The organism is Bacillus sp. FSL K6-2841 (assembly GCF_037976435.1).
Taxonomy (GTDB): Bacteria; Bacillota; Bacilli; order Bacillales; family Bacillaceae; genus Bacillus; species Bacillus pumilus.
The window spans coordinates 1,328,914-1,346,335 of sequence record NZ_CP150266.1; the positions used below are offsets into that span (position 1 = coordinate 1,328,914).

At 40.2% G+C, this 17,422-nt stretch carries 20 protein-coding genes and 2 riboswitches; of the genes, 15 read left to right on the forward strand and 5 right to left on the reverse strand.

What is annotated here, in order from left to right; translation table 11 throughout:
• Positions 1-28 precede the first annotated feature (28 nt).
• The 6 genes from MHH68_RS06570 (at position 29) to MHH68_RS06595 (ending at position 5,077) form a co-directional block, all read left to right on the forward strand.
• Positions 29-1,219 carry a pyridoxal phosphate-dependent aminotransferase gene (locus MHH68_RS06570; protein WP_339165632.1) on the forward strand — a complete coding sequence of 397 codons (1,191 nt, stop codon included), beginning with the start codon at positions 29-31 and terminating at the stop codon, positions 1,217-1,219.
• A 44-nt stretch (positions 1,220-1,263) separates the two neighbouring features.
• Positions 1,264-1,365: riboswitch (SAM riboswitch) on the forward strand.
• A 102-nt stretch (positions 1,366-1,467) separates the two neighbouring features.
• Positions 1,468-2,688: a 2,3-diketo-5-methylthiopentyl-1-phosphate enolase gene (gene mtnW, locus MHH68_RS06575; protein WP_339165634.1), complete on the forward strand. Its 1,221-nt coding sequence runs from the start codon at positions 1,468-1,470 to the stop codon at positions 2,686-2,688.
• Positions 2,689-3,363, forward strand: coding sequence for a 2-hydroxy-3-keto-5-methylthiopentenyl-1-phosphate phosphatase (locus MHH68_RS06580; protein ID WP_339165636.1), 675 nt, complete (start codon positions 2,689-2,691; stop codon positions 3,361-3,363). It begins immediately after the preceding gene.
• A complete protein-coding gene (locus MHH68_RS06585) occupies positions 3,348-3,986 on the forward strand; it encodes a methylthioribulose 1-phosphate dehydratase (protein WP_339165638.1) in 639 nt (212 codons plus the stop codon). Before MHH68_RS06580 ends, MHH68_RS06585 begins: the two co-directional genes overlap by 16 nt.
• Positions 3,987-4,002: 16 nt before the next feature.
• Complete coding sequence (locus MHH68_RS06590) at positions 4,003-4,533, forward strand: cupin domain-containing protein (RefSeq protein WP_061407554.1); 531 nt, start codon at positions 4,003-4,005, stop codon at positions 4,531-4,533.
• A gap of 301 nt (positions 4,534-4,834) precedes the next feature.
• Positions 4,835-5,077, forward strand: a complete 243-nt coding sequence (locus MHH68_RS06595; RefSeq protein ID WP_058014153.1) for an aspartyl-phosphate phosphatase Spo0E family protein — start codon at positions 4,835-4,837, stop codon at positions 5,075-5,077.
• A gap of 47 nt (positions 5,078-5,124) precedes the next feature.
• Here the strand turns inward: MHH68_RS06595 and MHH68_RS06600 are convergent, their stop codons facing one another.
• On the reverse strand, positions 5,125-6,630 hold the full coding sequence (locus MHH68_RS06600) for an ATP-binding protein (RefSeq protein WP_339165641.1): 1,506 nt from the start codon (positions 6,628-6,630) through the stop codon (positions 5,125-5,127).
• Positions 6,631-6,835: 205 nt separating this feature from the next.
• Here MHH68_RS06600 and MHH68_RS06605 point away from each other — a divergent pair, with 205 nt between their 5' ends.
• On the forward strand, positions 6,836-7,291 hold the full coding sequence (locus MHH68_RS06605) for a MarR family transcriptional regulator (RefSeq protein ID WP_003211701.1): 456 nt from the start codon (positions 6,836-6,838) through the stop codon (positions 7,289-7,291).
• Positions 7,292-7,320: 29 nt separating this feature from the next.
• Here the strand turns inward: MHH68_RS06605 and motB are convergent, their stop codons facing one another.
• From motB to MHH68_RS06620, 3 genes are all read right to left on the reverse strand, one after another.
• Complete coding sequence (gene motB / locus MHH68_RS06610) at positions 7,321-8,088, reverse strand: flagellar motor protein MotB (protein WP_058014151.1); 768 nt, start codon at positions 8,086-8,088, stop codon at positions 7,321-7,323.
• A complete protein-coding gene (gene motA, locus MHH68_RS06615) occupies positions 8,081-8,875 on the reverse strand; it encodes a flagellar motor stator protein MotA (RefSeq protein ID WP_003212085.1) in 795 nt (264 codons plus the stop codon). The genes motB and motA overlap by 8 nt, the downstream gene beginning before the upstream one ends.
• A 375-nt stretch (positions 8,876-9,250) precedes the next feature.
• Complete coding sequence (locus tag MHH68_RS06620; RefSeq protein WP_339165644.1) at positions 9,251-11,353, reverse strand: ATP-dependent Clp protease ATP-binding subunit; 2,103 nt, start codon at positions 11,351-11,353, stop codon at positions 9,251-9,253.
• 244 nt (positions 11,354-11,597) lie between these two features.
• Between MHH68_RS06620 and MHH68_RS06625 the strand changes: the two genes are divergently transcribed.
• The 6 genes from MHH68_RS06625 (at position 11,598) to MHH68_RS06650 (ending at position 15,737) form a co-directional block, all read left to right on the forward strand.
• Positions 11,598-12,641 carry a hypothetical protein gene (locus MHH68_RS06625; RefSeq protein ID WP_339165645.1) on the forward strand — a complete coding sequence of 348 codons (1,044 nt, stop codon included), beginning with the start codon at positions 11,598-11,600 and terminating at the stop codon, positions 12,639-12,641.
• Between the two features lie 71 nt (positions 12,642-12,712).
• A riboswitch (PreQ1 riboswitch) is annotated at positions 12,713-12,757 on the forward strand.
• Between the two features lie 159 nt (positions 12,758-12,916).
• Entirely contained in the window at positions 12,917-13,573 is a 657-nt protein-coding gene (gene queC, locus MHH68_RS06630; protein WP_339165647.1) for a 7-cyano-7-deazaguanine synthase QueC, read from the forward strand.
• Positions 13,574-14,014 carry a 6-carboxytetrahydropterin synthase QueD gene (gene queD, locus MHH68_RS06635; RefSeq protein WP_058014147.1) on the forward strand — a complete coding sequence of 147 codons (441 nt, stop codon included), beginning with the start codon at positions 13,574-13,576 and terminating at the stop codon, positions 14,012-14,014.
• On the forward strand, positions 14,007-14,738 hold the full coding sequence (queE, locus tag MHH68_RS06640; protein WP_339165650.1) for a 7-carboxy-7-deazaguanine synthase QueE: 732 nt from the start codon (positions 14,007-14,009) through the stop codon (positions 14,736-14,738). Before queD ends, queE begins: the two co-directional genes overlap by 8 nt.
• 15 nt (positions 14,739-14,753) lie before the next feature.
• Positions 14,754-15,251: a preQ(1) synthase gene (gene queF / locus MHH68_RS06645; protein WP_058014145.1), complete on the forward strand. Its 498-nt coding sequence runs from the start codon at positions 14,754-14,756 to the stop codon at positions 15,249-15,251.
• Between the two features lie 267 nt (positions 15,252-15,518).
• Entirely contained in the window at positions 15,519-15,737 is a 219-nt protein-coding gene (locus tag MHH68_RS06650; RefSeq protein ID WP_003211069.1) for a hypothetical protein, read from the forward strand.
• Positions 15,738-15,857: 120 nt separating this feature from the next.
• Here the strand turns inward: MHH68_RS06650 and MHH68_RS06655 are convergent, their stop codons facing one another.
• Positions 15,858-16,046 (reverse strand): DUF2187 family protein, encoded by a 189-nt coding sequence (locus tag MHH68_RS06655; protein ID WP_003211747.1) that lies wholly within the window; start codon positions 16,044-16,046, stop codon positions 15,858-15,860.
• 167 nt (positions 16,047-16,213) lie between these two features.
• On the opposite strand from MHH68_RS06655, the gene MHH68_RS06660 reads away from it, so the two are divergent.
• Both MHH68_RS06660 and MHH68_RS06665 read left to right on the forward strand, forming a co-directional pair.
• On the forward strand, positions 16,214-16,408 hold the full coding sequence (locus tag MHH68_RS06660; RefSeq protein WP_061407562.1) for a hypothetical protein: 195 nt from the start codon (positions 16,214-16,216) through the stop codon (positions 16,406-16,408).
• 307 nt (positions 16,409-16,715) lie between these two features.
• Complete coding sequence (locus MHH68_RS06665; protein ID WP_058014142.1) at positions 16,716-17,369, forward strand: cell wall hydrolase; 654 nt, start codon at positions 16,716-16,718, stop codon at positions 17,367-17,369.
• Positions 17,370-17,422: the final 53 nt, after the last annotated feature.

The following is a 17,422-nucleotide window of genomic DNA, read 5'->3' on the forward strand; positions in this document are numbered from 1 at the left end:
ATGTAACTTGAATAGAAGGTGAAGAAAAATGGAATTCCAGCATTCAGATGTATTGAAACAATTACCGACACAATTTTTTGCATCCCTTGTCCAAAAGGTGCAGAAAAAAGTGCAGGAGGGCGCAGATATGATTAATTTAGGGCAGGGAAATCCTGACCAGCCAACGCCCACGCACATTGTAAAAGCCATGCAGGAAGCGGTATTAAAACCTGAAAATCATCAATACTCGTCATTCCGCGGAACAGCGAAATTAAAAAAGGCTGCCGCTGCCTTTTATGAAAGAGAATATGGTGTCACGCTTGATCCGATGACGGAAATTGCGATTTTATTTGGCGGGAAAGCGGGACTTGTTGAGCTGCCGCAATGCCTGCTGAATCCGGGTGACACACTTCTTGTTCCAGACCCAGGTTATCCTGATTACTGGTCAGGTGCCGTGCTTGCTGGAGCTCAGATGGTGACGATGCCGCTTCTTGAACAAAATGATTTTTTACCTGACTATGACAGGTTGCCTGAGGATGTTAAGAAAAAGGCAAAGTTGATGTATTTAAATTATCCCAACAACCCGACAGGTGCCACGGCAAGCCTTTCATTTTTTGAAGAAACCGTTACATTCGCAAAAGATCACAAGCTCTGTGTTGTCCATGATTTTGCTTATGGCGGCATTGGGTTTGATGGGGAAAAGCCGATCAGCTTTTTGCAAACGAATGGAGCGAAAGAGACGGGGATTGAAATTTATACATTGTCTAAAACGTATAATATGGCCGGCTGGAGAGTAGGTTTTGCAGCAGGAAATCCGTCTGTTATTGAAGCGATTGAGCTTTATCAGGATCACCTGTTTGTTTCACTGTTCAAAGCCACTCAAGATGCAGCAGCGGAAGCTTTGTTAAGCGACCAAACGTGCGTACAGGTGCAAAATGAACGATATGAGAATCGACGAAATGTGTGGATTGCTGCCTGTAAGGAGATTGGCTGGGAGGTCACTGCACCAAAGGGGTCGTTTTTTGCTTGGCTAAAGGTGCCAGAAGGGTATACATCTGAATCTTTTGCTGGCGTATTATTAGAGAAAGCGCATGTGGTTGTGGCACCGGGAAATGGGTTTGGTACTCACGGTGAAGGATACGTGAGAGTAGGACTTTTAACAAATGAGGAGCGGTTAAAAGAAGCCGCCCGGCGAATCGATGCCTTGAATCTGTTTGAAAATAAGCCATTGACAACATGAATAAACGGTGCGATAATTCAGACAATATTTAAGAAAATTGAATATTCTTATCAAGAGTAGGCAGAGGGACTAGCCCAATGAAGCCCGGCAACCGACTTCCATGAAGCACGGTGCTAATTCTTGCAGCAAGCGCTGAGAGATAAGATTCGGATGAATGACACGAAACAACCTCTTTCAGGCGCTGATAAAGCACTTGAAGAGGTTTTTTTATTGACCATATGCATGACGCAATCGAAAGGGGATTCCTAGTGAGTGAATTACTGGCAACATACGTATTAACACATCGAGAGGATGAACAAGTGAACCGAAAAGCGGAGCAGATCGCGCTTGGTCTAACAGTTGGATCATGGACGGATTTGCCGCAGCTCAAAAAAGAGCAGCTTCAAAAGCATAAAGGCCGGGTAGAAAAGGTATCAGAAAAGTTTGCTCCAGCCGAAAATGGCCTATATCAATCTGAGGTGACCATTGCTTATCCTGAGGCTAACTTTTCAGCGGATATACCGGCCGTTTTGACGACGATCTTTGGAAAGCTTTCACTAGATGGAAAAGTGAAGCTAGTCGACATTCAATTTTCAGATAGATTGAAAAAAAATCTGCCAGGACCGGTATTTGGAATTGATGGCATACGAAAAAAAACAGGCGTGTTTGATCGACCTTTGTTGATGAGCATTTTTAAAGGTGTCATTGGCCGTGATATGGCAGATTTAAAAGAACAGCTCCGTTTACAAGCATTAGGCGGCGTTGACTTTATCAAAGACGATGAAATTTTATTTGAGAGCCCGCTAGCCCCTTTTGAAGAGCGAATCAAAGAAGGAAAAAAGATATTAAAAGAAACATATGAAGAGACAGGGCACCGAACGCTATATGCCGTTAATTTAACAGGCAGAACCTTTGAACTGAGGGATCGAGCAAGAAAGGCTGCTGAGCTTGGAGCGGATGCCCTCTTATTCAATGTCTTTGCCTACGGGCTAGATGTCATGCAAAGCTTAGCTGAGGATCCAGATATTCGATTGCCTATTATGGCCCATCCCGCAGTAAGCGGTGCTTTGACATCATCGCCTGAATATGGATTCTCCCATTCTCTTCTTTTAGGTAAATTAAATCGATATGCTGGCGCTGATTTAAGTCTTTTTCCCTCACCGTATGGGTCGGTCGCACTTCCGAAAAAAGATGCCTTTGGAATCTATGAAGCTTGTGTAAAAGAGGATTCGGTTCAAAAAACGTTCCCAGTCCCGTCAGCAGGGATTCATCCTGGAATGGTTCCAGTATTGATCAAAGATTTTGGACTTGATCATGTGATAAATGCTGGCGGAGGAATTCACGGCCATCCGCGTGGAGCCATTGGCGGAGGGAAAGCATTTCGATCGATCATTGATGCGGTGATACATGGAGAGTCGATCCAAGAGAAGGAAGCTTCTTGCCAAGACTTAAAAGCAGCACTTGAACTATGGGGAAGGGTAGCAGAATAAATGAAAAAACCAATTGTATGTTGTGATTTTGATGGAACCATTACGAAAAATGATAATATCATTCGCATCATGAAACACTTCGCACCAAGTGAATGGACGAAGCTGAAGGACGATGTTCTCACAAAGGAGATCACCATTCAAGAAGGCGTCGGGCAGATGTTTCAATTACTGACGAGTGATCAAAAAGAAGCCATTCAATCGTTTATTTTAGAAGATACAGAGATTCGAGAAGGATTCAAGCAATTTGTTGATCATGTAAAAAAGGCTGATATTCCCTTCTATGTGCTAAGCGGCGGGATGGATTTTTTTGTTTATCCCATACTCGAGGGCATTGTGGATAGAGACGATATTTATTGCAATCATGCCTCATTTGGGGAAAAGTATATTCAGATTGAATGGCCGCATGCCTGCGGTTCGCAGTGTCAAAATGGCTGCGGCTGCTGCAAGCCGTCAATCATTCGGGAGCTGACCAGTGAGAATGACTTCATTATCATGATTGGGGATTCAGTCACCGATGTGGAGGCGGCAAAGCATGCGGATCTCACATTTGCGCGTGACTACTTGCTAAACGAATGTAAAAAGCTCGGGCTTGTTCATGAAGAGTTTGAAACATTTATTGATCTTAAAGCACAATTTGATCAAATAAAGGAAGTGAAGAAATGGCAGACGCAATGAACAAGCGCTGGCAGGAGCTAGCTGACGTCAAACGTGAACTGGCACAAAGAGACTGGTTTTACGGAACAAGCGGCAATTTATCAATCAAGGTGTCGGATGATCCAATCACGTTTTTGGTGACGGCAAGCGGCAAAGATAAACGAAAAGAAACAGATGAAGACTTTGTTTTAGTAAATGCAGCAGGTAAGCCTGTTGATCCTGACGAACCGCTTAGACCATCAGCTGAAACACTGCTTCACACGTACGTGTATGAACGGACGAAAGCAGGCTGCTGTCTGCATGTCCATACAATCGATAATAATGTAATCTCTGAGCTGTATGGGGATAAGGGCGAGGTTCGTTTCAAAGGAAACGAAATCATCAAAGCGCTTGGTTTCTGGGAAGAGGATGCAGAAGTATCATTACCGATTATTGAAAATCCAGCCCATATTCCGCAACTTGCAGCACAATTTGCAAAGCATCTCACTGAAGAGTCGGAATCAGGTGCTGTGCTCATTCGAAATCACGGCATCACAGTCTGGGGAAAAACAGCCTCTGAAGCAAAACGAGTATTAGAGGCGTATGAATTTTTGTTTAGCTACTACTTAAAATTAACGCTTTATCAAAAGCAGCTTGTCACATAAAAAGGAGGAAAAGCACATGGCGACGATTTTGATTCATAATGAAGAGAACACATTACTTGAAAGCGAGCAAGAGGTAGCAGCCTATTTAGAAAATCAAGGGGTCATTTATGAACATTGGGATATTGCAAAGCTGCCAAACCGATTAGCAGAAAAGTATGATTTAACAGATGAGGAAAAGGAAGAGATTTTGACTGTTTTCCAAAAGGAAATCGAGAGTATATCTGAAAAACGAGGATACAAAGCGCAGGATGTGATTTCACTATCTGACGCCACACCAAACCTAGATGACCTGCTCCAAAATTTTCAGCGTGAGCATCACCATACAGATGACGAAGTACGCTTTATCGTAAGTGGTCATGGAATCTTTGCCATTCAGGGGAAGGATGGCGTCTTTTTTGATGTGAGACTGAATCCTGGTGATTTAATTTCTGTTCCGCCGCATATTCGTCACTACTTTACACTTCAAGAGGATCGAAAAGTGGTCGCAGTTCGCATATTTGTCACAACTGAGGGCTGGGTGCCAATTTACGAGGAAGAAACGGTTTAATGACAGGAGCTGATCATTCCGCATGAGGCGGAAGATCAGCTTTTTTTTAGGAAAATAGGTATAAAATGAGAAAGAAAATAGTTGATTTTGAGCTTCTGCATAGGATAAAATTCTGTTTAATCCATGTGTCAGTCCTGCCCAAATTTGAAGTTTACCCCCAAATAAGATTGGGTAAGAGGTCTTTAGGCTGTAAAAAATTAAATAAAATAAGCATATTTAATTTAATTTACAAATAAAGTATAATTTTGGTGTCGGATCATTTTGAGCACAGACAGTCGAATTTATTGCGGGAGCTGAGATCATGAATAGTTATGTAAGAAAAGAACAATTGCTAATGTCAATTGATGAGAAGAGAAAACAGATGGTAGAAGCTGCTCAAGCAGAAGGCTACACTGGTGAGACGACAATTAAATATAGTCAAGAACTGGACAACCTGATGAATGAGTATCAGTATCTTCTTTTTCATGAGAAACAATCTGTTGCAACCTTTCATGATCTTGTCTCTCAAATGAGCCTTCTATCTGTGAACCGTCCCTCTTATTGACATGAAAAAACCGGTCTTGCCTAAGCAAAACCGGCTGAATGTTTCAGCTATGCTGAGTGAGCAGAAGGAAGCATGATCATGACGGTTGTTCCTTTATTCACTTTGCTCTCGATATCAATTGTTCCGCCATACATCGAAATGATTCGTTTACACACGACTAGTCCAAGACCTGTCCCTTTTTCCTTCGACGTAATAAAAGGGAGGAAGATATGTTTTAACATTTCTTCTGGTATGCCCTCGCCTGTATCTTTCACTTTAATAATGACATGTTCTTTTTCAGCCTCAATCAAAATCTTCAAATGACCGCCATTTGGCATCGCTTCTAACGAGTTCTTCGCTACATTTAATACGACTTGTTTAATGTGATCCTTTGTGCAATATACCCCAACATCTTGAATCGTATTAATTTGCAAATCAACCTCAACATTATAAAGGTTCGCCTCAGAGAAAACGATCGGCATGATCTCACTTACAATTTCTTTTACAGAGTTATTCTGCCATTTTTCTGCCGTTGGTTTCCCTAATACAAGAAACTCACTGACGATTTGGTTGATTCGTTTAATTTCTTCTTCAATGACAGAAAAATAGAGCTGATCTTCTTCAGAGTGATACTTCTTTTGCAAAAGCTGTATAAATCCACTAATCCCTGTTAATGGGTTGCGAATTTCGTGTGCCGTACTTGCTGCGAGGGTCCCGATTAATTCAAGCTTTTGCGCTTCATTTTGGTGACGCTCCTGCTGGGTTTGACGCCTTAAAATGATATATTGAACAAGTGTGAATAAAATATTTAATAAAATAAAAGCACTGGATAAGGGGATCAGCATAACAGACAGCACTTCGCCTGTAGAAGCACGCTGCGGATAGACCTCCAGCTTCCAGCTGTTTTCATCTAAATATGTAGACACGGTACTGCCATTTTCTGATGCTGGCTGTGGACCACTTGTAAACACGACATGTCCATTTTGATTCAGCATCTTAAAATGAAGATCAGGGTTCAATACATTCATAATATTTCTTAAATAATCAATTTGAATGGCGGCGACTAGTACATTGGTGACTTCTTCGTTTTCATCCAGCACAGGCACACAAATGGAAAGAATCCGCTGTTTTGTAATTCGGCTCACATAATTATCTGTGATCACCGTCTGCTTGGTCACTTGAATGCGCTTAAAGTAATCTCTGAATGATAGGTTGATTTTTTCCTTTAACGGTGTGGTGCTTACTGTTACATTTCCTTTTTTGTCTAGGAGATACAGACCCGAAAAACGAGGTTCTTGTTTATAGATTTTCTCTAGGATGTTTTGTACTTTTTTCGTCTCGAGAGGCTGGTCAAATCCCATGGCAAGTGAAGTTAATCTCGCTTCTGTTTCACTAATTAAATAATTCATTTGGTTTTTGTGAATATTTAACATAAGTGTAGCAGTTTGTTTGTTTTTTAAGTCGATTTTTTCCGTTTCTTTTTCGTAGATAAAATAACTAATGATTAGGGTTGGAATCATGACCAAAATAAGGTACAGCCTGATCTTCTTCCAAAACCCTTTCAATATACTCATCATTCATCGCTCCAACGTATTACCTAATAGACTTATTATAGCATTGAACCTATCTTTATTACGATGACTTGTGTGATTTTTAAAAAATTAGGTGATTCGTTCTGGTCTCATTTTCATGCTAAAGATAGATCAAGATGTTGACATTTTACTTATTGTTTATTAATGTCACATTAGTGGGTTGCATTTCATAAAGGATGATAAAAAAATGGAAAATCATAATGTTGAAAAATCTTTGAAATTATTTATTGTATTATCACGTGCCTATCGCTCAATTAATCATCACATGAACAAACATATTGTGAAGCACGGGCTGAATCCGACTGAATTTGCAGTATTAGAATTACTGTATCATAAAGGGGATCAGCCGCTTCAGCAAATCGGTGATAAGATTTTACTTGCAAGCGGCAGCATCACGTATGTGGTCGATAAATTGGAGAAGAAAGAACTCCTCAGTCGTAAGGCCTGTGCAGAAGACCGGAGGGTCACATTTGCACATATTACCGAGCAGGGACGAGCTTTGCTTGATGATATCTTCCCAGATCATGCGAAAGAAATTCATGAGATGATCAGTGTCCTGAGCGAAGAAGAGAAGGATGCCTGCATTGACATGCTTAAACATGTGGGACTGCGTGCAAAACATTTATATGATCATAAAGAATAAATAAAAAAGGAAGCCGAGGGCTTCCTTTTTTATTTTGCTTTTTTCTCGATCGGTAAAATAAGTACTTCTACGCGCCGGTTTTTACTTCTGCCTTCTGCTGTATCATTTGAAGCGATGGGCTTAAATTCACCGAAACCTTTTGTACTAAAGTTCTCTTGGTTTAAATTGCTGTTCTCAAGAAGAATACTCAAAAAGTTCACAGCACGTATGGCACTTAAATACCAGTTGGATTCAAAATCTGAATTTCTGATCGGTACATTATCAGTATGTCCGCTAATGACGATGTCACGAGCGGGGTTAATGACGAGTAGTTTAGAGATTTCTTTTGCTAACGGGACATCTTGAGGACGAATAACCGCCCGGCCAGAATCAAAGAAGATACTGTCTTCTATCGTAATGAGCAAACCTTCGTCCGTGAGCTTTGTTTCGAGCTTAGCTCCAAGTTTCTTATTGGCAATGAAGGAATCCACTTGCTTTTTGACCTTTGTGAGAACGGCATGATCTCGAGCTTTCGCTTTCGCTTCTTCATCTTCTTCTTCAGCTGCTTTTTTGGTCTGGTTGCTATTTTCAGTTTCTTCAGTACTTTGCATGCTGGTTTGATCCATGACACCAGTACCGCCAGTAAAGACGACATTAAAAGACTTGGCCATCTGTTCATACTTTGCCGCATCAATCGAACTAGATGCAAAAAGCACAATGAAGAGAGCGAGCAGAAGCGTCAGAAGATCGGCATAAGGGATCAGCCAAGATTCATCTACATGGTCATCGTGATCATGTTTTTTACGTTTCCTAGCCATTTTGTTTTTCTCCTTCTTCAATGACAAGATTTGCACGTTCTTTCGCTGGTAAGTACATGAGAAGTTTTTGTTCAATCACTTTTGGAGATTGACCTTCAAGAACAGAAAGAATCCCTTCGATCATAATCAGACGAAGTTTTACTTCTTCCTTTGATTTACGCTTTAGCTTGTTGGCAAATGGATGCCATAACACATACCCAGTAAAAATCCCAAGAAGTGTGGCAACGAAGGCTGCACTGATTGCATGTCCAAGTGCTTCAATATCTCCCATGTTAGCAAGTGCAGCAATAAGTCCGACAACGGCGCCAAGTACACCAAGCGTCGGAGCGTATGTACCAGCTTGTGTAAAGATTAATGCACCTGACTGATGTCTTTCTGACATGGCGTCAACTTCTTCTGTTAAGACGTCGCGAATAAATTCTGCACTTTGACCGTCAACCGCCATGCTTAAGCCGTTCTTAAGAAAATCGTCATCTACTTCCTCAATGCTAGCTTCTAATGCCAAAAGACCTTCACGACGCGCAATTTGTGCCCAGTTTGAAAAAAGAGGGATCATTTCTTGAATCGTTGGAAGCTTGTTGTCTTTGAAAATTTTGCCGAACAATTTTGGTGTTTTCTTAATTTCACTAGATGGGAATGCGATGACAACAGCTGCAATCGTCCCAACCACAATGATCAATATAGCCGCTGGGTTGATAAGAGCGGTTAGACTTACACCTTTCAAAACCATACCGACACTCAGTGCAATAAATGCTAAAATAATACCAATTAACGATGTTTTATCCATTATCTCACCAAATCCTTTAACTATCTTTTTCTATAGTTAATATCGGTGTCTTCTAGAAGGGTTTTAGTCTGAATATCAAATTAAGGCAGTTTCTGTGAAGAAATTTTGACGAAAGCGCTTTCTATTACCTTAAAAAAGAAACTCCCTCTGATATAAAGGGAGTTTCTTTTTTAATTTCTTTGAGCAGTTTCAATTAAAAGCAGCTCTTTTAATTTTTCCTCATACATGATTTTGACAAGATCATAGCTACAATTCATCATGTGATCCACCTCTTTTTCTTTTATCTTAAAGGAAAAGAGGCGGGGGAGCGTCGGCGTGCGGATGGAACTTAGACACCGCAACATGATGGAGCTGTAGACCCTTCTTAAGATGTACTTATCCTTTTTTTACAACAATTTCGTTATCTTCAACTTCTACAGTAAATCCTGAAAGTTGTTCTTCTTCAAGCAATATTTCCGTCATTTGATCTTCAACGTGCTCTTGAATGGTTCTTCGCAGTGGACGAGCACCAAATGCAGGATGGTATCCAAGTTCTGCAATTTTTTCTTTCGCTTCATTTGTCACATGGACTGTTAAATTTTGTTCTTTTAATTGTTCTGACAGCTCATTGAGCAGAAGGTCCACAATCTTCACTAAATCATCTCGATCTAATGAGTCAAACTGAATGATGCTGTCAAAACGGTTCAAGAATTCTGGCTTGAAATAAGCGCTGAGTGAATCAATGAGTGATTGCTCCTCAATTGCTTCTTCCTGATCAGACTGGAAGCCGACTTTGACCGTTTTATCTGTGCTGCCTGCGTTACTTGTCATGATGATGACCGTATCTTTAAAGCTGACGGTTCTGCCTTGGCTGTCTGTTAACCGGCCATCTTCCATGATTTGCAGGAACATGTGCTGCACATCAGGGTGTGCTTTTTCGATTTCATCCAGCAAAATGATGCTGTATGGTTTTCTGCGCACTTTTTCCGTTAGTTGACCCGCTTCATCATGTCCAACATAACCAGGAGGAGAACCGATGAGCTTAGATACTGAGTGTTTCTCCATGTACTCACTCATATCTAAACGGATAATCGCATCTCTTGAACCAAATAATTCTTCAGCTAGCGTTTTTGACAATTCGGTTTTTCCGACACCTGTTGGCCCAACGAATAGGAAGGAGCCAGTTGGTCTATGTTTCGATTTTAAGCCGGCTCTGCTTCTTTTCACAGCTTTCGCTACTTTTTCAACCGCATGTTCCTGGCCGATCACTCGTGCTTTTAAGCGGACGCCAATTTCTTTCATTTTGGTTTGTTCGTCTGCTTGCAGTTTGCCAACAGGAATGCCTGTTTTTTGTTCGACTATGACCTGAATGTCTTCTGCTGTGACGACATGTTCTTTGTCATTTGTTTTATTTTGAAGTCTAGCTTCAATGGCCTCTTCTTCATCTCGAAGCTTCGCTGCTTTTTCGTACTGTTCTTCTTTTAAAGCGGCTTGTTTTTCAGCAGCAATTTCTCTCAGACGATTTGTTAGTTCATCTTCACTTGCGGCATCAATGGAGAGGTTCGCTTTTGAACCTGCTTCATCCATTAAATCAATCGCTTTATCCGGCAAATGACGGTCCTGGATATATCGTGAAGATAATTGAACACATGCTTGAATGGCTTCGTCTGAATAGGTGATGCCATGGTAGCTTTCGTACTTATCTTGAATGCCTTTTAAAATTTCAATCGCTTCAGCTTGTGTTGGCTCATCTACAATAACGGGCTGAAAGCGTCGTTCAAGTGCGGCATCTTTTTCAATTTGACGATATTCTTTTAATGTTGTCGCACCTACTAGCTGGAGCTCGCCTCGTGCAAGGGCTGGTTTTAAGATGTTTCCAGCATCCATTGACCCTTCGGCAGATCCTGCGCCAACAAGAAGATGGATTTCATCTACAAATAAGATAATATTTTTACGGCTTTGCAGTTCTTTGATTAACTGCTTCATTCTTTCCTCAAATTGACCACGTATCCCTGTATTCGCTACAAGGGAGGAGACATCTAATAAATAGATTTGTTTGTTCTTTAATTTATTTGGTACATCGCCACTTGCAATTTTCAGTGCAAGTCCTTCAGCGATCGCTGTTTTCCCAACACCTGGTTCACCAATGAGGACAGGATTATTTTTATTTCTTCTATTTAAAATCTCAATGACTCTTGCGACTTCTTCATCACGGCCGATGACTGGATCAATTAAACCAGCATTTGCGCCATCTGTTAAATTGCGGCCAAGTTCATCGAGTAAGCCTTTTTGTTTTGGCTGCTCTACGTTTTGCGTATGTCCTGCTTGCTCAGAGAAGAATGAGCTTCCTCCGAACAATTGAGGTCCCATTTTCATTTTTGATTGCTCCATCAAAGAGGTGTAGCAGTCTTCACATAAAACCATTTGGCTCCGGGATGAATTCACTTGCATATTCAGGCGAATAGTTGCTTCATTTACTTGACAATGTTGACAACGCATTTGCCATGACCTCCTTATGATAAAAGTTTGACTTTATTTGACCAATGAATGTTAAAGAAAATGGTCTGTTGTTTGACCATCTTTGACTATAGTATACTCTGACCTATTTTGACTTTCAACTGTTTTGCTCAAAGGCGGGTAAAATCCTTTTTTTGCATTTAATCATGGTTTGTCCTTCTTTTCAAGGAACTTGTCTCATAGGATAAAAAAAGACAATCGAAAGTGATGGGTGCGGAGGGGTCACATGAAACGTTCAAATGAATCCGCTTTTCAGCTTGCCTTTGTATATGTAGGAACAGTGGTTGGAGCTGGGTTTGCGACAGGGAAAGAAATCGTAGAATTTTTTGTTCGTTTTGGCTGGATTGGACTATTCGGAATCTTGATTAGCGGCGCTATTTTTACTGGACTTGGAGCAAAAATGATGCTCATTTCTAAACGAATTGAAGCAGAGTCATATCAAGATATGAACCGTTTTCTATTTGGCGCAGCTGCCAGTCGATATATTAATGTTGTCATGTTTTTTATTTTACTAGGCGTCACTTCAGTGATGATTTCTGGCGCAGGTGCTATATTTGAAGAGCAGCTTGGCATATCGAAGGAATATGGGATTTTTTTAACGATCATTCTGAGCGTTATTGTGCTTTTGAAAGGATCAAAAGGATTATTTGGTGTCAATGTTCTCGTCGTCCCAATGCTTATTTTCTTTTCATTGATTGTGTTTCTTGATTCATTCGTTTTTAGCAGTAGTGAAAGTTTTGTTCTTGCACTGCAAATGGGTGAGGGAGAGTGGATTTTATCAGCTATCTCATATGGTGCTTTTAATTTGGCACTTTCTCAAGCGGTATTAGTGCCTGTCGCAAATGAAATGACCTCTGAAGCGGTGATCAAAAAGGGAGCTGTGATTGGGGGCGTCATGCTGACAATTATTTTATTTGTATGCTTTTTATCTCTTTCTTCATTAGATATGCTGGAGGCGTTTGATATTCCAATGGCTCAGGTCGTGTATCAAGTAGCAAATTCCATTCATCTCATTTATTTATTTGTGATCTTCGGAGAAGTCTTTACATCCGTCATAGGCAATTTATATGGACTCGAGAGACAAGTGAGGGCGTATATTCGAATGAACAGTATCTTGACAATATCCCTTATTCTCTTATGCTGCTATGTGATTAGTAAAATTGGTTACGGCACATTGATATCAACGGTTTATCCTATTTTTGGCTATGTGAGCATCTTTTTTATCCTCTTTCTTTTTCTAAAAAAAGTGCCTGCATCACTTGATAAGTAAAGAAGGGATAGCCTGCATGAAAAATATATGGTACACTATCTTCTGTGAAAATTGAACAAAAATCCGTTTAAACGGGAGAGGTTCTAGCAAAACCCTCTATAAAAAACTAAGGACTTGCCGTATCCTTGGATGTGGCATTTTTTATTTTTTATGGCTGGGACACCTCATACACATGTAAAGGTGTCTTTTCTTTTGAGAAAAACAGGGGTTTTCAAGAACCTTTCAGATGCAGCTTTGTACGAGGGTATAGATCTGCAAAAGGAGGAGAACAGAAATTGAAAAATGAAAAAGCAGTCGTTGTCTTTAGCGGGGGGCAAGACAGTACGACATGTTTATTATGGGCACTTCAACAATTCGAAGAGGTAGAAACCGTGACCTTTCATTATAATCAGCGTCATCAAGAAGAAATTGATGTCGCCAAAAGAATTGCTGACAAGTTAGGTGTGAAGAACCATCTATTAGATATGTCTCTTTTGAATCAGCTGGCACCAAATGCTTTAACAAGAGATGACATTGATATTGAGGAAAAAGAAGGAGAGCTGCCTTCCACATTTGTACCAGGAAGAAACTTAGTGTTCTTATCCTTTGCTTCTATTCTTGCGTATCAAATCGGAGCAAGACATATTATCACAGGTGTATGTGAAACAGACTTTAGCGGCTATCCAGATTGCCGTGACGATTTTGTAAAGTCTTGTAATGTCACAGTGAATTTGGCGATGGAAAAACCATTTGTCATCCATACACCGCTCATGTGGCTCAATAAAGCAGAAACATGGAAGCTAGCAGACGAGCTGAATGCATTAGATTTTGTGAAAAATGAAACGCTCACTTGCTATAATGGCATCATTTCTGATGGCTGCGGGGAATGCCCTGCGTGTAAGCTTCGGAAAAATGGCTATGACACGTATATGGAAATGAAGGAGGCAAAATAAATGCTTTCTCAGATCTATCCACAAACGAATCATCCATACTCATTTGAATTGAACAAAGATATGCATATATCAGCTGCCCATTTTATCCCGAGAGAAGATGCAGGTGCTTGCAGCCGTGTACATGGTCACACGTACACCATCAATATAACCATTGCTGGAGATGACCTAGATGAATCGGGCTTCCTTGTCAATTTTAGTACATTGAAAAAACTTATTCATGGTAAATATGATCACACGCTGCTCAATGATCATGAGGAATTCTCATCAACCGATCCATACGCGATGCCTACTACAGAGGTTGTGGCAAAGACAGTCCATGACAAAGTCGCAGCATATTTATCGACTTTAGCAAATGAACCAGTATGTGTTCAGGTCTTTGTTAGGGAGACACCAACAAGCTACTGCATTTACCGGCCGAAACGAGTTGAACACAATGGCTAAGGCGATTCCTGTATTAGAAATCTTTGGTCCGACCATTCAAGGAGAAGGGATGGTGATTGGACAAAAAACCATGTTTGTCAGAACGGCTGGCTGTGACTACTCTTGTAGCTGGTGTGATTCCGCCTTTACTTGGGATGGCTCAGCAAAGCATGACATTCAGTGGCTTCACGCAGAGGACATTGTGAAAGAATTAAAAAGAATAGGTGGACAGGCTTTTTCTCATGTCACTATTTCAGGGGGAAACCCTGCGCTTTTAAAACAAATGGGATCACTTATTGATTTGCTACACGAAGAAGGAATTGATACAGCGCTTGAAACACAAGGGACGATGTATCAGGACTGGTTTTTGAAAATTGATGATTTAACCATTTCTCCGAAGCCGCCAAGCTCAAATATGAAAACAGATTTCGCGAAACTCACACGTATCATAGATGAGCTAAAAAACGGAAATAGATTAGAGCATGCAAGCCTGAAGGTCGTGATTTTTGACGATCATGATCTAGCCTATGCAAAGGATGTTCATGCAAAATATCCAGAGCTTCCTTTTTATTTACAGGTAGGAAATGATGACACGACAACAGGTGATGATGCGTACTTATTGACGCATTTATTAAAGAAATATGAAGCGCTTGTTGATCAAGTAGCGCAAGACCCAGACTTAAATCGTGTAAGAGTGCTGCCGCAGCTGCACACATTATTGTGGGGAAATAAACGAGGCGTATAGAAAGGAAGAGAAGACATGACGACAAGAAAACCAGAAGAATTAGAAGGTGTCACTTTACTAGGAAATCAAGGCACCAATTATTTGTTTGATTATGCACCACAAGTGCTTGAAACATTTCCGAATAAACATACAAATAGAGATTATTTTGTGAAATTCAACTGCCCAGAATTCACGTCACTTTGTCCGCAAACAGGTCAGCCGGATTTTGCGACAGTTTATATCAGCTATATCCCAAATGACATCATGGTCGAAAGTAAATCATTAAAATTGTATTTGTTCAGCTTCCGTAACCATGGTGATTTCCATGAGGATTGTATGAACATTATTATGAATGATCTTATTGAATTGATGGACCCAAGATACATTGAAGTATGGGGCAAATTTACACCAAGAGGCGGTATTTCAATTGACCCGTACACGAACTACGGAAAACCTGGTACCAAATATGAAGAAATGGCATCGTATCGTATGATGAACCATGATATGTATCCAGAAACGATTGATAATCGCTAATAAAGGAAAAGACATGCCTAATGACATGTCTTTTTTTATGGGTTTGAAAGAGATGATTCAGACTGAAGTGATAAAAAAAGAGAAGAGTCATGTCGCTCTCCTCATACAAATGGGAATAGAACTTGCTAGGACGGCTGGGGGCTACCAGCTCGTAAAATTATTATACATGACAGAACGTATGTTTGTAAAGAGGAATTGTGTTTTTTGCTTATCTTATTTGCTTTAAGATAAAATAGAGGCAATGAACGACTAATGGAGGCGTTTGAGTTGGTAAACAAAGAAGAAAAGACAGAGAAGCTGCTGAGGGAGCTAAAAGAAGAACTTCAAATGCTTGAACATCAAAACAAAGAACGATATAAATGGAGTGCCTCTACATTGCTTGGAGTGATTGCACTTTTGATTGATAAAGGCGTTATCACCCCCGAGGAAGTGGACATGTACAAAACGAAAGCAGAAATGCAAACCTTTCATACGCAAAAAGACTGACACTTCTTCATATGGTGTCAGTCCTTTTCATATGTGATTGTCAAAGAGAGCTAAACTGTCAGAAAGCAGCTTTGCTTCGTATTTACGTATGTATCGATAATCTGAATTGAGGATTGCAAATTAATGTACGGAGTCTTTGATGATTTTATAGTTTTTATGATTAACGACTGTTAGTGAATCCAGTTCTAAATCTCTATAGTTGTCCATAATGGTGACATCCACAATGACAGAGTTTTCATTCACTTTTTCAACTACACCTGTTAAACCATTTCTAAATTCGATCACATTTCCAATTTTTGCAATCTTCAACCGATCCCTCTCCTTTAAAAACAGATTTCATTCCCTATTAAAAAGTATTTTGCAATATTTTCATACCAATGTAAAGGATAAAGACGTTTTTGTTTTGTTTTCGTTGTATGCTTTCCTAACGGATGGTATATTTAATATTTGATAATGGCTGTAAAGGAGCGGTTTTTTTGACGGAAGAACAAATCCTCACAATACTTGAATCGTTACGAAATGGGACAGAAAAGCAAGTAACCATCAAGAAAGATGATTTCTTAACGTTTCGTTCGATCTTGGTAAATCAAGATGATTTTAAGCATTTTCGCGGGATTGCGAAACATGGTGGAGATGTTATTTTTGAATATCTTACAGAAGCAAGAAGCTAAAGCTTTTTCTCATGAATGAGAGAAAGCTTTTTTATTTTAGTTCTTTTGTCACACTTCAAACGAGCTTGATACATCTGAAAAGAAAATGTAATAACCCATAATCAGGAGCATAAGGATGATTATAGGCGGAAAAGGGACCTTTTTAAGCGCTAACAATTCCAGTTGATACTCAAATCAACTAGGACATGCCAATTAATGACGGAATTTGGACAGGCATGCAAATCTTTGTGCGTGAAAATAGAAGGAGCTCTTGTTAGAGTGGACAAGTATCTTACCGCCTACTTTAATTAAAGGAGGAATGAGGCGAATGATGAAAATTCATACCGCTCTTTTTGTCATCCTTATGCTGATTGCAGCCATGAAGATGGACAACATACAAGAGCAGCAAGGGACATTAAGTCACGAACTTTCACAAGCACCTGTTAAGCATGAGCTTTCATATATAGATCGAGATGATCACGATCAAGTCATCCCAGCATTTTCAGAGGAAAAGCGTCAGCCGAAAGTCAAAATGCTAAGTACGTCTACAGAAGAGAAGTCTTCAAAACCGAAGCAAAAGAAAAGAGTAAAATCAGAAACAACGAATGAGGAAAGCGCCAAACGCTATTCTAATGAAGAAATGGAACTGCTCTCACGATTGGTGCATGCTGAAGCAAAAGGAGAATCTTACGCAGGTAAAAAAGCTGTGGCAAGCGTCGTCTTAAACAGGGTGGAACATCGCTCTTTTCCTAACAGTGTCAAAGGTGTTATTTATCAGCGAAATGCTTTCCAGCCAGTATCAAATGGAAGTATTCATGATAAAGCAGATCAAGATTCTGTTAAAGCTGTGAAGCAAGTAGTGAAAGAACATGACAGAACAACAAAGGCCATTTATTTTTATAATCCCAAAACGGCAACAGATAACTGGATTCGTTCTCGCAAAATTGTAGAACGTATTGGTCGTCACGTATTTGCCGTATAAAGAATTGAAGCGATCAATCAGATCGCTTCAGCGTGTAGACAAACCCTCGCATT

Bases quoted from the DNA above. Each gene is read 5' to 3' on its own strand.
- MHH68_RS06570 (WP_339165632.1), top strand. From the start codon at position 29: ATGGAATTCCAGCATTCAGATGTATTGAAACAATTACCGACACAATTT.
- MHH68_RS06580 (WP_339165636.1), top strand. From the start codon at position 2,689: ATGAAAAAACCAATTGTATGTTGTGATTTTGATGGAACCATTACGAAA.
- MHH68_RS06585 (WP_339165638.1), top strand. From the start codon at position 3,348: ATGGCAGACGCAATGAACAAGCGCTGGCAGGAGCTAGCTGACGTCAAA.
- MHH68_RS06590 (WP_061407554.1), top strand. From the start codon at position 4,003: ATGGCGACGATTTTGATTCATAATGAAGAGAACACATTACTTGAAAGC.
- MHH68_RS06595 (WP_058014153.1), top strand. From the start codon at position 4,835: ATGAATAGTTATGTAAGAAAAGAACAATTGCTAATGTCAATTGATGAG.
- MHH68_RS06600 (WP_339165641.1), bottom strand. From the start codon at position 6,630: ATGAGTATATTGAAAGGGTTTTGGAAGAAGATCAGGCTGTACCTTATT.
- MHH68_RS06605 (WP_003211701.1), top strand. From the start codon at position 6,836: ATGGAAAATCATAATGTTGAAAAATCTTTGAAATTATTTATTGTATTA.
- motB (WP_058014151.1), bottom strand. From the start codon at position 8,088: ATGGCTAGGAAACGTAAAAAACATGATCACGATGACCATGTAGATGAA.
- motA (WP_003212085.1), bottom strand. From the start codon at position 8,875: ATGGATAAAACATCGTTAATTGGTATTATTTTAGCATTTATTGCACTG.
- MHH68_RS06620 (WP_339165644.1), bottom strand. From the start codon at position 11,353: ATGCGTTGTCAACATTGTCAAGTAAATGAAGCAACTATTCGCCTGAAT.
- MHH68_RS06625 (WP_339165645.1), top strand. From the start codon at position 11,598: ATGAAACGTTCAAATGAATCCGCTTTTCAGCTTGCCTTTGTATATGTA.
- queD (WP_058014147.1), top strand. From the start codon at position 13,574: ATGCTTTCTCAGATCTATCCACAAACGAATCATCCATACTCATTTGAA.
- queE (WP_339165650.1), top strand. From the start codon at position 14,007: ATGGCTAAGGCGATTCCTGTATTAGAAATCTTTGGTCCGACCATTCAA.
- queF (WP_058014145.1), top strand. From the start codon at position 14,754: ATGACGACAAGAAAACCAGAAGAATTAGAAGGTGTCACTTTACTAGGA.
- MHH68_RS06665 (WP_058014142.1), top strand. From the start codon at position 16,716: ATGATGAAAATTCATACCGCTCTTTTTGTCATCCTTATGCTGATTGCA.